The 12,221-nt window shown below is 67.8% G+C and carries 13 protein-coding genes; 8 read left to right on the forward strand and 5 right to left on the reverse strand.

The genetic code is table 11. The features are described from left to right. Positions 1–48 precede the first annotated feature (48 nt). Both AB0M47_RS10640 and AB0M47_RS10645 read left to right on the forward strand, forming a co-directional pair. A complete protein-coding gene (locus AB0M47_RS10640; protein ID WP_253761224.1) occupies positions 49–405 on the forward strand; it encodes a nucleoside triphosphate pyrophosphohydrolase family protein in 357 nt (118 codons plus the stop codon). 112 nt (positions 406–517) lie between these two features. Continuing rightward, complete coding sequence (locus AB0M47_RS10645) at positions 518–1,162, forward strand: LysE family translocator (protein WP_363411545.1); 645 nt, start codon at positions 518–520, stop codon at positions 1,160–1,162. Positions 1,163–1,210: 48 nt separating this feature from the next. On the opposite strand, the gene AB0M47_RS10650 is transcribed toward AB0M47_RS10645, so the two are convergent. Next, positions 1,211–1,789 (reverse strand): dihydrofolate reductase family protein, encoded by a 579-nt coding sequence (locus AB0M47_RS10650; RefSeq protein ID WP_363411547.1) that lies wholly within the window; start codon positions 1,787–1,789, stop codon positions 1,211–1,213. Between the two features lie 299 nt (positions 1,790–2,088). Here AB0M47_RS10650 and AB0M47_RS10655 point away from each other — a divergent pair, with 299 nt between their 5' ends. From AB0M47_RS10655 to AB0M47_RS10675, 5 genes are all read left to right on the forward strand, one after another. After that, complete coding sequence (locus AB0M47_RS10655) at positions 2,089–2,598, forward strand: GAF domain-containing protein (protein ID WP_363411549.1); 510 nt, start codon at positions 2,089–2,091, stop codon at positions 2,596–2,598. An 11-nt stretch (positions 2,599–2,609) separates the two neighbouring features. After that, the gene (locus AB0M47_RS10660; protein WP_363411551.1) at positions 2,610–4,583 is read left to right on the forward strand and encodes a bifunctional diguanylate cyclase/phosphodiesterase; all 1,974 of its coding nucleotides are present in this window, start codon (positions 2,610–2,612) and stop codon (positions 4,581–4,583) included. 55 nt (positions 4,584–4,638) lie between these two features. Continuing rightward, positions 4,639–5,958 (forward strand): MFS transporter, encoded by a 1,320-nt coding sequence (locus AB0M47_RS10665; RefSeq protein WP_253761219.1) that lies wholly within the window; start codon positions 4,639–4,641, stop codon positions 5,956–5,958. Between the two features lie 528 nt (positions 5,959–6,486). Further along, complete coding sequence (locus AB0M47_RS10670) at positions 6,487–7,281, forward strand: C39 family peptidase (protein WP_363411554.1); 795 nt, start codon at positions 6,487–6,489, stop codon at positions 7,279–7,281. A 110-nt stretch (positions 7,282–7,391) separates the two neighbouring features. Further along, positions 7,392–7,961, forward strand: a complete 570-nt coding sequence (locus AB0M47_RS10675) for a GNAT family N-acetyltransferase (RefSeq protein ID WP_363411556.1) — start codon at positions 7,392–7,394, stop codon at positions 7,959–7,961. 1 nt (position 7,962) lies between these two features. On the opposite strand, the gene AB0M47_RS10680 is transcribed toward AB0M47_RS10675, so the two are convergent. Continuing rightward, positions 7,963–8,661 carry a TetR/AcrR family transcriptional regulator gene (locus AB0M47_RS10680; RefSeq protein WP_363411558.1) on the reverse strand — a complete coding sequence of 233 codons (699 nt, stop codon included), beginning with the start codon at positions 8,659–8,661 and terminating at the stop codon, positions 7,963–7,965. 57 nt (positions 8,662–8,718) lie between these two features. Between AB0M47_RS10680 and AB0M47_RS10685 the strand changes: the two genes are divergently transcribed. Beyond that, positions 8,719–9,873 (forward strand): FAD-dependent monooxygenase, encoded by a 1,155-nt coding sequence (locus AB0M47_RS10685; protein ID WP_363411560.1) that lies wholly within the window; start codon positions 8,719–8,721, stop codon positions 9,871–9,873. A 40-nt stretch (positions 9,874–9,913) separates the two neighbouring features. Here AB0M47_RS10685 and AB0M47_RS10690 read toward each other — a convergent pair whose 3' ends face one another. The 3 genes from AB0M47_RS10690 to AB0M47_RS10700 form a co-directional block, all read right to left on the reverse strand. Next, complete coding sequence (locus AB0M47_RS10690; RefSeq protein ID WP_363411562.1) at positions 9,914–10,561, reverse strand: dihydrofolate reductase family protein; 648 nt, start codon at positions 10,559–10,561, stop codon at positions 9,914–9,916. A 105-nt stretch (positions 10,562–10,666) separates the two neighbouring features. Then, entirely contained in the window at positions 10,667–11,695 is a 1,029-nt protein-coding gene (locus tag AB0M47_RS10695) for a hypothetical protein (RefSeq protein WP_363411564.1), read from the reverse strand. A gap of 84 nt (positions 11,696–11,779) precedes the next feature. After that, complete coding sequence (locus AB0M47_RS10700; RefSeq protein ID WP_363411566.1) at positions 11,780–12,172, reverse strand: helix-turn-helix domain-containing protein; 393 nt, start codon at positions 12,170–12,172, stop codon at positions 11,780–11,782. Between the last annotated feature and the right edge of the window lie 49 nt (positions 12,173–12,221).

Here is a 12,221-nt window from a genome sequence, read left to right on the forward strand (position 1 = left end):
CCCGGTCGCCAGAAACCGGGACAGCTCGCTTGGGCCACACTTAGCACCGTGACGGACCAGAACAGCTCAGACGCCTTCGACTTCAGCGCCTACCAGGCGGCCGCCGCGCGTACGGGGGCGCCGATCGCGACCGACCATCCCATCGTCTATCCCACGCTGGGCCTGGCCAACGAGGCCGGCGAGGTCGCCGGGAAGGTGAAGAAGATCTTCCGCGATCGGCAGGGCGTGGTCACCGACGCGGATCGGGAGGCGCTGACCATGGAGCTGGGCGATGTGCTGTGGTACCTGTCCGAGCTGTGCACCCGGCTCGACATCCGGCTGGAGGACGTCGCCGCCCGGAACATCGCCAAGCTCGCCGACCGGGCCTCGCGCGGCGTACTCCACGGCGACGGCGACGCCCGGTAAGCGACCGGCCGAAGGCCCGACCGGCCGATCCGGCCGGTGCCGCAGGTCGGCCGAATTGTGCCGTGGATCGCAATGACTTGCCTGGTCATGGGCTCGCTGAAAGGCTCCGTTCATGATCAGCACCGGTGCCGTCCTCGGCGTCGCACTCGTCGAGCTCACGATGGTCGCGATCCCCGGGCCGAACATGTTCTATCTCGTCTCGCGCACCCTGTCCCAGGGGCGTACCGCCGGGCTGACCTCGCTGCTCGGAACGGCCGCCGGATTCGGTGTCTACCTGCTCGCCACGGCCGCCGGGCTCGTCGCCGTCTTCGCCGCTGTTCCGGTGCTCTACACAGCGCTCAAGGTCAGCGGCGCGGCGTACCTGTTGTATCTGGCCTATCAGGCGCTCCGGGGTCGGAAGGGTTCACCGTTCGAGTCCCAGCAGTTGCCGAAGGACCCCACCTGGCGGCTTTTCGCGATGGGCTTCCTGACCAACCTGCTCAATCCGAAGATCGCGATGATCTACGTCGCGCTGTTGCCGCAGTTCATCGAGCCCGCCCGCGGCCACGTCGCGGTACAGGCGGTGCTGTTGGGCCTGGTCCAGATCGCGATCGCGCTGATCGGCAACGGGCTCATCGTGCTGGCCGCCGGGAAGGTCGCGACATTCCTGGCGGCCCGGCCGAGGTGGATCCGCGTCCAGCGCTACGTGATGGCGTCGGTGCTGGGCGTCTTGGCGGTGCGTATGCTCGCCGACCGCGCACGCCCGCTCTCCGCCTGAGGCCTGAGAACCTGTTGATGGACGGTACGGCTCAGCTTGATCATGTGCTCAGCCGTGCAGCGCGGGGTGGTAGATCAGCTCCTGGATGTTGCCGTCGAGCGTACGGCTCTCGATCAGTTCGAGATCGAAATCGGCCGCCCCTTGGAAGATGGGCTCCGCGCCGGTCTGACCGGTGATCACCGGGAAGATCGTGACCTGGACCCGATCCACCAGGCCGGCGGCCATGAGCGCCCGGTTCATCGACAGACTGCCGTGCGAGCGCAACGGCACGTCGGACTCCGCCTTGAGCCGGGCGACGACGTCGACGGCGTCGCCGCTCATGACGGTCGCGTCCGGCCAGTCGGGGGCGCCGTCCAGCGTGCTCGACACCACGACGGCCGGTAGGTGCGTCATCCGGGTGACCCACGGGTCGCGAACGGTCTCCTCGGCGCCCTCGGCGAGCAGTTGGGTGAAGACCCGGTAGGTGGTGGCCCCGAAGACCATCCGCTGCTCGCCGGAGTACAGGGCCAGACGGTGTTCGAGCAGCTCGGGGCCTTGCTTGCCCCAATATCCACCCCAGTCTCCGCCGTTGACGGAGCCGAAGCCGTCGAGGCTGGAGAAGACGTCGAACGTGTAGGTCGCGGTCATGATGATCTCTCCTCGGTGCGTCCTGGAAATCTGTCGTCCCGGGAATCTGTGGCGTCCTGGGAAGTTATTGATAGAGACCGAGTGCGACGGCGAAACTCATCGCCGCCGGGCATCTGGATTCCCGTGCGGGCCGGATGCATTCCCACTCTCGACCGCCTACTTGGGCGCGGGATCGTATCGTGAGGATGACTCGGTTTGTCTGATATGATGGCTTTGGTCGAGTATGCGAGACCGCTATCGGTGCTGGCCATGGTGAGCAGGCGATCGGCGGGTCGAGCGCAGCGGAGGGGAGCCCGAAGATGCATACGATCGGATGGGCGGTCCAGATGCTTGAGGACGCCGAGAGCGTCGAGGAGGTTCAGCTCATTCTCAAGGGCAGCGCCCGGGCCGGCGTGAACGCCCAGGGCGTCACGATCGTCCGGCTCGACGACGACGGGCACTGCCATTACGCCGACGAGGACGCGATGAGCCCGCTGTGGAAGGGGCAACGCTTCCCGGTCGACCGGTGCATCAGCGGGTGGGCCATGATGCACGGCCAGACCGTGGTCGTTCCGGACATTCGCGTCGACGGTCGCATCCCGCAGGAGGCGTACCGGCCCACTTTCGTGCGGAGTCTGGTGATGGTGCCGATCCGTCCGCAGTCTCCGATCGGAGCGATTGGCGCCTACTGGGCCGATCTGCACCGCGCGTCCGCCGACGAAGTCGCCGCACTGGAAGAGCTTGCGGCCGCCGCCGCAGCGGCGTTGGCCCGGATGGACAGCTCGATCGCAGAGTCGCCTGCCCCAGCGGACGCGATGTCGCCGAAGTAACCGTCGCGCCGATGTCGGTGCTGGACGTGTTACGCGACGCCGGGGCGGAGTTCCTGACCGCCACCAGCCGCCAAGATGTCGCCGCAGTCGTCGCACGCGCCGTCGCACGCCTGGCCGACCGCCCCGACGGGCCTGCCGTCTTCGCGGATCTCTTCCCGCCCACGAGGACGCCTCCGACCGCCGCCGTGCGTCGAGGGGCATTGGTCCTCGATCGCGACACGGCCGAGCGGCCGGACCTCTCGGTCGCTCTCGAAGTGCTCGCGTCCCAAGTCACCTTCGCACTCGAGCGGGTACGCCTGACCGCGGAGATCATCGAGCGCCACCATGATCGGCTGAACACGCTGGTGGAGCAGACGAGCGACGTCATCCTGATCATCGACGACGACGACCGGATCCGGTACGCCAGCCCGTCCGCCCGCGTCCTGCTGGGCACCTCGGCACTGTCCGGAGCTTCGCTCGTCGACCTGGTTGATTCGTCCGAGCGGCGACAGGCCGGATACCTGCTGCGCTATGCCCGATCGATCGACCCCCGTGCCGTCGCGGGGGGCAGCCGAGCCGACTGGACCCTGCGGGCCGACGACGGCCGGACCGTCCGGGTCGAGGTTTCGTGTCGCGATCTGCGTACCGACGAGTCGATTCGCGGCGTGGTGGTGACGCTCCGGGACGTCACCAACCAACGCCGCCTGGAGCACGAGCTGACCCGGCGGCTGTTTCGGGACGCGCTCACCGGTTTGCCGAACCGGCTGTTCTTCGACGAGCGGGTCAGCGAGGCCATCGCCGCGGACCTCGACGTCACCGGCGTCCTCCTCATCGATCTGGACAACTTCCGGGCGATCAACGAGGCCCTCGGCCGCGAGACCGGGGACGCGGTTCTGCAAGCGGTGGCGAAACGGCTGGGTGATGCCGCCGAAGACTGCCTCATCGCCAGGGTCGGCGGAAACGAGTTCGCCGTGCTCGCGGCGAACGTCGCGGGCGTCGAGATCGTCGACGAGCTGGCGGCCAGGCTCACCGACGCCTTCGCCAGCCCGATCCTCGACAGCGCCGACATGTTGTCGTGCACCGCCAGCATCGGAGTGGCTACGACGATGAACGCCGGCACGGCCGAGGAACTGCTGCGCCACGCCGACCTCGCCCTCGACTCGGCCAAGGCCGCGGGCCGGGGCAACTGGCGGCGGTACGATCCCGCGACGTCGACCGCCGTCGGCTACCGGCTGGAGTTGCGTACGGCGCTTCGGCAGGCCCTTCAGGACGACGCGCTGCTGGTGGAGTATCAGCCGATCATCGCGCTCGGCACCGGTCACACCGCCGGGTTCGAGGCTCTGGTCCGCTGGCGGCACCCCACGCGGGGCGTACTGTCACCGGGCGAGTTCATCGACATCGCCGAGGAGTCCGGCCTGATCACCCCGATCGGCGACTGGGTGCTCGCCACGGCGATCCGCGACGCGCTGGAGTGGCCGCGAACGGCGTCGAACACGTACCCGTACATCAGCATCAACGTGTCGGTCCAACAGTTCCGTTCCAGCGGTTTCGTGGACACGGTGCTCCGTCTGCTGACCGAGACCCGCCTGCCCCCGGCTCGGCTCGTCCTGGAGATCACCGAGAGCCTCCTGCTGCGCGACGACGACAAGGTCTGGAACGACCTGAAGCGACTGCGGCAGTGGGGCATCCGGATGGCGATCGACGACTTCGGCACCGGCTACTCCGCCTTGGGCTACCTCCGCCAGGTTCCGCTCGACATCGTCAAGCTCGATCGGATCTTCATCAGCACGATGGCCACCTCCACGCGACAACGCGAGCTGGTGCGGGGCATCGTGCAGCTGACCCGGACGCTCGGCCTGACGGTGGTGGCCGAAGGGATCGAGACCGAGCGCCAGCGGGACATCTCGATGGCCATCGGCTGCGGCTACGGTCAGGGATTCCTGTTCGCCCGGCCGATGTCGCACGAAGACGCCGTCGCGTGGACGAGGCGAGCGAACGCCGAGTGACCCCCGGGCGGGATAATCAGGTGAAGACCACGGCTGTTCCTGGTCAGATGGACCCGTGTCTCACCTCCGAGCGTCCCTCCGCCGGCTGATCCCCCCGACACCGCTGTCCCGGCGGCTGGCGACCCAGTCTCTGTTGTTCGCGACCGCCGAGGGAACGTTCCTCACCGGTTCGGCAGTCTTCTTCACCCAGGTCGTGGGCCTGCGGGCGGCGCAGGTCGGGCTGGGCCTCACCGCGGCCGGAGTCGTGTCGTTCCTGCTGGCGTATCCCGCCGGCAAGCTGACCGACCGGATCGGGCCGAAGCGGATGTGGGCCGTCGGCGCGTTGGTGGCCGCCGTCCTGTTCGGCGCCTGGCCGTTCATCGGCAGCTTCGCCGGCTACCTCGCGATGGTCATCTGCTTCGAGATCATCGAGAACGCCGCCGGGGCCGGCCGGAACGCCTACATCCTCGACGTCATGCCCGAGGAGGAACGGGTGGCGACGCAGGCGTACATGTATTCGGCGTTGAACGTCGGCTTCACCCTCGGCGCGATCATCGGCGGCATCGCGCTGGCCGTCGACGACCTGACCCTCATCCGGTGGATGCCACTGTTCACGCTGGTCATCGGCTTGTTCAACGCCGTGTTCATCGCGCGGCTGCCGCGGGCGCCCCATGACATCGCGCGGTCGTCCTCCGGCCGGAAGTCCACCGGCGTACGGCCGACGGGGCGCGGACCGCTGCACAACGTCGGCTGGATGCTGAGCAGTTTCTTCAGCGGCACGATGTGGACCAACCAGGTGCTCCTGAACGTCGTCATTCCACTGTGGCTGGTGCAGGCGACGGACGCGCCCCATTGGCTGCTGGCCTGGTTGTTCGGCACCAACACGGTGCTGTGCATCTTCCTGCCCGCGTACACCTCCCGTGGAGTCAAGACAGTCTCCGACGCGCTTCGCTCCGTACGCATCTCGGGCGCTTTCTTCGTCGCCTCCTGCCTGATCACCATGGCCACCCACAACACGGCCGGTTTGCTGACCATCTTCTTGGTCTGGCTGGGGCACGTGGCCGTGACCGGCGCGGAGTTGTACTTCTCGGGCGCCGGCTGGGCATTCCAGGCCAAACTCATGGATCCGGCCCGCCGCGGCGAGTACGGCGGCGTCGCCGAGGTGTTCAGCACGCTGGGTGGCCGCTGGGCGCCGGCCTTGTACACGTTCCTCGCCATGTCGTGGCATCCCGCCGGCCTGCCCAGCGCGGGCTGGCTGGTGATCGCCGGCATCTCACTGCTCGCGGTGGCGGGCTTCCACCCGTCGGTACGCATGGCCGAGCGCTTCCTGACGCGTGAGGGCATCGTCGACGGACCCGCGACCGACAAGGTCGAAGCGGCCTCCACTGCCTCCTAAGCCCTCCGGCAGCAAAGGTCGAGCTACGGCTGCAGGAGATCCCGGCAGCAGCCGAACCGGACAGCAGGTCCCCATCGCGCCGAAATCGCCGGAAGTCAAACCGCTCGACGCGAGGCCCCCGGCCGACCACCGACAGTCAGCGCGTCATCACGCAACTCCGGTACGCAATCAGGCCGACACGGCCAGTGAGCAAATGACGCTACCCTTCGTACACCCCTTGTAACGCAACGGAATTGCGCCTTATCGGCTCCTTGAATCCACTATGGATGTTACTCAGGTCACGGTCGCATGAGGCCACATCACCGTGTTGATCATGCTGTGACGATCGCGAGGTTTCGGGCTGATTGTCCGCCCGATTCATGTCCGACTCCGGCTTTGAGCGTTGATTGCGAAGTCTACGAGGTGTTTGCCGGACTTAACCCGACAGACCCCGGGCGGCCCATCATTTCCGAAGTCAATCTTTGACACAAAGAAGTCTTTCTATCTTGCCTGGTTGGCGCTGGACTTCTGCCCCCTATCGTTGTCGGCATGCGACACGACAACGACGTCAATGCCATGACCACCATCCGTGCCAAGGCCTTCAACTTCGTCCGTGCCCACATCCTGTCCCCTCGACGCGCAGCGTCGTACGGCCTGCTCGCGGTAGTAGGCGCCGGAGCCCTCGCGCTGTCCGCCGCCCCGGCTACCACCGAAGCAGCCACCCCCGCGGCCGCAGCCTCCGTGGCGACCGCCGCGATGACCGCCCCCAGCAAGCAGTCCACCCCCAGCAAGAAGGCCGACAGCAAGAAGGCGGCCACCTCCACCACCAAGCGCGCCACCTACAAGGTGCTGAAGGTCAACTACCAGTCCCAGCCGAACTTCTACTGGTGCGGTCCGGCCGCCACCCGTAACGCCCTCAGCGCCATGGGGCACAACGTCACCATGGCCAGCCTCGCGAAGACGATGGGCACCACCGAGGCCGGCACCGACAGCGCCTACGAGATCACCTCCGCCCTCAACAAGATCATGGGCGGCAACAAGTACCGCACCACCGAGATCCCCAAGTCGTCGGCCACGAGCAAGCAGGCCGACACCCTCAAGAAGGACATCGTCGCCACCATCGACGACAACCGGGCTGTTGTCGCCAACGTCGCCGGCACCGCCAAGGACGCCAACGGCGGGGCGCACAGCTACGAGGGCGGTCACTACATCGCCGTCCACGGCTACCGCAACGACGGTCGTCAGGTAGAGATCGCCGACTCCGCCGACCCGAACAGCGCCAGCTACTGGATCAACACCACCGATCTGGCCAACTGGATCGCCACCCGGGGCTACAGCCACTGACGCTTGATCGCGTAGTGCGACATGGGGCGGGCCGTCATCGGCCCGCCCCAAAACTGTCTTCCGATCAAAAACCCGTTGCGAGCGACCGGCATCGGCGGTCTGATCGGCCCATGCCGCTACCCACTCCCACGCTGCGCACGACTCGTCTGAAGCTGCGGCCCTTCGACGATTCGGACGCGGACGACCTCTTCGCGCTCCAGAGCAACGCCCACGTGTTGCGCTACTGGGACGCGCCACCATGGAGCGAGCGGGTACGCGCTGAGCGGTTCATCGCCGCCTGCCGGCAGATGGCCGAAGAGGGCACTGGAGCACGGCTGGCCGTGGATCGCGTATCCGATGGGGCATTCATCGGCTGGTGCACCCTGAACCGTTGGAACCCGGAGTACCGCAGCGCGTCGCTGGGCTACTGCTTCAGCGAAGCAGCCTGGGGCCACGGCTACGCGACCGAGGCAGCGCGTGGCCTGCTGCGGTGGGCGTACGACACGCTGGAACTGAACCGAGTCCAGGCCGAGACCGACACGCGCAACGTGGCATCCGCGCGTGTCCTGGAGAAGCTCGGCTTCGAGCGCGAAGGGACCCTGCGGGAAGACTGTGTCGTGAACGGCGATGTCTCCGACTCGTGGATCTTCGGCCTGCTCCGCCGCGATTGGCAACCGTCCACTGGAGACCCGGGACGGTGAGTCACCTGGCGGGACGGCCGGTGATGCCGTCCAAGATCGTGGTCAGGTTGTGATGGAAGGTCTCCTCGGCGTCGAGGTGAGCGCCGTCGATCACTAGCCGAGCCACGGTGGGATAGCGGCCTGTCTTCAGCATGCGAGTCAGGTAGGGCCCGAGGCTGGTTTGCCACGCGGCCAACTCGGTGCCGGTGGACCGGGCGGTACGCCGCTCGGTCACCTCTCGGCGAATCGCTCCGATCATGAAGGAGTTGAGGGCGCCCAAGGCCCGCTGAAGCTCGTCGACATCGCGTACGCCGGGAGCCTGGTCGAGCGCCGCCGCGGTCGCCTCGCCCACTGCGAGCGCGTGAGGTCCCAGGTGTGGCCGTCCGCCGAGCAGGTCGGCGAACCATTCGTGATCGAGGGCGGCAGTACGGGTCCGGTGCACGACGGCCAGCACCGTGGCCCGCCACTCGGCGTGCTGGGCAGCCTCGGCGATCTGGGCGTACACGGCGTCGACCATCAGGTCGAGCAACTCGGATCGGCTGGTCACGTAGTCGTAGAGCCGCATCGGGCCGACCCCGAGTTCCTTGGCGATCTTGCGTACCGACAGCACGTCGAGGCCCTGGTCGTCGGCCAGGTGAATCGCCGTGGCGACGATCTTCGCCCGGCTCAGCGGCACCGGCGCCGCTCGCGGCTGCGGCTCCGGCCGTTCCCAAACAGGCACTGATTCGCTACCGTACGGCGTATCCATAAGATACAGCGTACGGTAAGGGAGACCCTGATGCGAATCGCGATCGCCGGTGGCGGCCTCGGCGGCCTGACCTTGGCCCGGATTCTGCACCTGCACGGCATCGACGCGGTGGTGTACGAGCGCGAGGCGAGCCCATCCGCCCGGTCACAAGGCGGAATGCTCGACCTGCACCCGGAGTCCGGGCAGCGGGCACTGGCCGAGGCGGGCCTGTCCGTCCGCTTTCAGGCTGAAGCGCGGCCGGAAGGCGAGGAGCACCGCATCCTCGATCCGGCCGGTCGCGTCCTCGTGCACCACAAGCCCACTCCCGGCTCGTTCTCCGGACGCCCCGAGATCGACCGGAGCGCACTGCGTGATCTCCTGCTCGATGCACTTCCCCCCGGCACAGTCCGCTGGCGGCACCGGCTCGTCGCGGCGACGCCACGATCGGGCGAGGGCTTCGGGCTGGAGTTCGAAGGTGGCCGGCGCGTCGACTGCGACGTCCTCATCGGGGCCGACGGTGCACGCTCGATCGTTCGGCGGCTGCTCACCGACGCGCGACTGTCCTATGTGGCTACCTTGGTGGAGCTGAGCATCAGCGACGCCGATCGGCGCCACCCGGCGATCGCCGAGCTGGTCGGCCCCGGGAACCTGTGGAGCATCGGCGTGAACCAGATCCTGGCCGCGCAACGCCTCGGTGACGGCACCATCCGAGTCGGGATCTCACTGCGCGCGGAAGATCGCGCCGTCGACGCGTACCGGAGCAAGGACGCCCTGCTCGACCTGTTCGGCGGCTGGGATCCCAGCCTCACCGCACTCATCGAAGCGGGCGACAGCGAGCCGACGCCTCGCGTGGTCGAAGCGACGCCCACCGGTACGCGCTGGGCGAACCGACCGGGGATCACCCTCATCGGCGACGCCGCGCACCTCATGCCGCCGGTCGGCGAGGGCGCCAACCAAGCCATGCTCGACGCCGCCGAACTCGCCGCGGAACTGGCCGCCAACCCCGCCGACCCCGACTCGGCGATCCGGGCGTACGAGGAGGCGATGTTCGCCAGAATCCACCCGATCGCCGAGCGGTCCGCCCGAATCCAGGCGATGATGCTGTCCCCCACCGCGGCCGACGACATCGTCCGCTTCTTCACCCGCCGGCCCGCCAAGCCGACGCCAGCGGAGCCGACGCCAGCTGAGCCGACGCCCGCCGAGTGACGAGGGCGCTGTGCGGTGCGGGCCGGCGGAAGCGACGCGGTCAGCGAACCGAACGCGTGAACGTCAGGTGAGTGACTCCGCTGGGCGAAGCGGTGGCCTCGATCTGGTAGTCGTCCTCGATGCCTTCGAGCCCGTCCCAGAGGCGTACGCCTCGGCCGAGCAGGATCGGGACCACCACGACGTGCAGGTGGTCGATCAACCGGGCCGCGAGGAAATCGCGGACCACGGTGACGCCCCCGCCGATGCGTACGTCCAGCTCGCCGGCAGCCTCGCGGGCTGCCTTCAGAGCCTCGGCCGGCGAGGTGTCGAGGAAGTAGAACGTCGTGCCGCCCGCCATGTCGATCGGCTCGCGCGTGTGGTGGGTGAGGACGAAGGTCGGCGTGTGGAACGGCGGGTTGGGGCCCCACCAGCCCTGCCACTCCGGGTCCTTGTGCCATCCCGGGTAGCCGAACTTTCCGGCGCCCATGATCTCGGCGCCGATACCGGGACCATGCTGCTGGGCGAAGGCGTTGTCGACGCCGCGGCCACCGCCGGGCTGGCCGACCATCTCGCCCCAGAACCGGGTGGCGAACATCCACTCGTGCAGCCGTTCGCCCGCGTGACCGAACGGGGCGTCCAGGCTCAGCCCCTCACCGGTGCCGAACCCGTCGAGCGAGATGGAGAAGTTGTGGACTCGGGTGACTGACATCGTCGGCGTTCCCTTCCTCGGCAGTCAGGCCAGTTGCTGCCCAATTCCCTCATAATGGCCGCTCATGCGAGATCCGGCCCGCTATCGGGGCCGGCCAGCGTGGCGTCACGGCTCCATCGGCACGGGCGACGCCACCAAGGTCACGCCTACGCTGGACTGCGTACCGGGATGGCAGTCACCGCAGGTCACGACGGGCTTCAGCCGAAGTACGCCGGTGCGGAAGCCGACCGGCACCTCGATGTCCAGCGATTCGGAAGTAGGGGTGTTGTTCAGCGCTTCGGAGAGCTGCCGCTTCTCCGCCGGAGCCGGGTACGCCTTCCCACCCGCCATGACGGTGATGCTCCGCGACAGGTCCAGGGTCACGGGGCCGTCGGTGTCGGCGAGCAGCTGATACAGCGACCCCTCGAAATGCAGCCACGCCTTGCCGGAAGGCGCCCAGCCACGGTCCTCGGTCCAGGGCAGCAGGGCCAGCGAGCCCGACATCCCGATCCGGCCCGGTTCCGGCGGCCGGATATTCGTCCGGACGTCGAAGTCCTTCATGGCATAGCGGGTGTAGAACAACGGGTTCGCATCCGAACCCCGCTTCCCCGTACGCAGATCGAGGGTCTGCGTACGCCCCTTGTCGGTCATCTTCAGCAGAACCGGCGCGCCCGTGGGAGCAGAGATGACGAGTACGCCGTTGCGGCCGAAACGGACGGACAACGGCCGCGCCTGTCCGGCCACGACCACCTGCGTCGCGGGCGTCAACGCGCCGGATTTGCCGACGGGACGCGGCGACGGCTGCGCCACGTGAACCAGGAAGAACTCGGCACCCGACGGCGCGGCGATGGCCCCTGGCAGACCCATCCGGGTCGCGTCGTCCTCGTCGATCCGCGACACCGTCGCCGTCCAGTCGAAGGCCACGGCGTACTCGGGACCGATGATCGCCGCGTCGGCCGGAGTCAGCGGATGCTTCTGCCGCAGCAGCGGGCTGGCCTCGCTCGGCGAGTTCTGGGCCATGCGGACGTAGTCCGGCGCGACCACCTCAGCCGCCGGTCCGGACGGCGTCGGCTCCGGTTCCGGTTGCGGCGTCGTGCATCCGGCCGCGACGACGGCCAGCAGCGTCAGCGGGATGAGCAGGCGCAGGCGTGACATCTCGATTCCCTCTGTCGACTTTGGATGTCGAGATGCTAACGGGTCGCGCTGCCCGAAACCGGCCCGGCGGTGACGGCGTTCCGGCTATCGGGCCGCCTTGGCGTCGTAATCGTGCCGGGACTGCTCCACCGTGTCGAGGTTGGTGCTCGCCCAGGTCGCCAGGTGCGCGAAGAGCGGTGCGAGGCTACGGCCGAGATCGCTGATCTCGTACTCGACTCGAGGCGGGACTTCGGGATGATAGGTGCGCACGATCAGGCCGTCCCGTTCGAGTTGGCGCAGCCGCTGAGTCAACACCTTCGGCGTGATCGTGCTGATCCGCCGTTCCAGCTCGACGAAGCGCTGACGGCCGTGTTCATGGAGACTCCACAGGATCGGCGTGGTCCATCGGCTGAACACGATGTCTACGACCGGACCGATCGGGCATGCATCCTCGGGGCCGGTCGACGTTCGTGCGGTCCAGGTCGGCTTGGTCGGCATGTACATCCCTTCGGCATAGTCACTTTCTCCTAGGTACCTACTATATCGG

Source organism: Hamadaea sp. NPDC051192 (assembly GCF_040682475.1).
Lineage (GTDB): Bacteria > Actinomycetota > Actinomycetes > Mycobacteriales > Micromonosporaceae > Hamadaea > Hamadaea flava.

Excerpts from the sequence above, each read along its gene's own strand:
- AB0M47_RS10660 (WP_363411551.1), top strand. The coding sequence starts at position 2,610 with ATGTCGGTGCTGGACGTGTTACGCGACGCCGGGGCGGAGTTCCTGACC.
- AB0M47_RS10690 (WP_363411562.1), bottom strand. The coding sequence starts at position 10,561 with ATGTCAGTCACCCGAGTCCACAACTTCTCCATCTCGCTCGACGGGTTC.
- AB0M47_RS10655 (WP_363411549.1), top strand. The coding sequence starts at position 2,089 with ATGCATACGATCGGATGGGCGGTCCAGATGCTTGAGGACGCCGAGAGC.
- AB0M47_RS10670 (WP_363411554.1), top strand. The coding sequence starts at position 6,487 with ATGCGACACGACAACGACGTCAATGCCATGACCACCATCCGTGCCAAG.
- AB0M47_RS10695 (WP_363411564.1), bottom strand. The coding sequence starts at position 11,695 with ATGTCACGCCTGCGCCTGCTCATCCCGCTGACGCTGCTGGCCGTCGTC.
- AB0M47_RS10700 (WP_363411566.1), bottom strand. The coding sequence starts at position 12,172 with ATGCCGACCAAGCCGACCTGGACCGCACGAACGTCGACCGGCCCCGAG.
- AB0M47_RS10675 (WP_363411556.1), top strand. The coding sequence starts at position 7,392 with ATGCCGCTACCCACTCCCACGCTGCGCACGACTCGTCTGAAGCTGCGG.
- AB0M47_RS10685 (WP_363411560.1), top strand. The coding sequence starts at position 8,719 with ATGCGAATCGCGATCGCCGGTGGCGGCCTCGGCGGCCTGACCTTGGCC.
- AB0M47_RS10645 (WP_363411545.1), top strand. The coding sequence starts at position 518 with ATGATCAGCACCGGTGCCGTCCTCGGCGTCGCACTCGTCGAGCTCACG.
- AB0M47_RS10650 (WP_363411547.1), bottom strand. The coding sequence starts at position 1,789 with ATGACCGCGACCTACACGTTCGACGTCTTCTCCAGCCTCGACGGCTTC.